This window comes from Photorhabdus viridis, from assembly GCF_040256935.1.
GTDB classification, from domain to species: Bacteria; Pseudomonadota; Gammaproteobacteria; order Enterobacterales; family Enterobacteriaceae; genus Photorhabdus; species Photorhabdus viridis.
In genome coordinates, this window is the sequence record NZ_JBEJZY010000482.1 from 1 (window position 1) to 223 (window position 223).

Here is a 223-nt window from a genome sequence, read left to right on the forward strand (position 1 = left end):
TGCTGACCCAGTCCGCGCTGGTTGAAATACTGGATAGCAGCCTGCCTACTGTGGTGCTTGACGCCCGCCCGCCGTCTGTCTTTGACGGGACGCCGGACAGCAACCCCGACAGCCGGGCTCGCGGACTGACTTCACACCATCTGGCCTATGTGATTTATACCTCCGGCTCTACCGGCCAGCCCAAAGGGGTGATGAACAGCCACCGGGCCCTGTGTAACCGTCT

General features: G+C 61.9%; 1 protein-coding gene. It reads left to right on the forward strand.

Features of this window, described 5'->3' with window-relative positions:
- A partial coding sequence (locus tag ABR397_RS24225) for an AMP-binding protein (RefSeq protein WP_350307902.1) occupies window positions 1-223 on the forward strand: 223 nt, incomplete at both ends.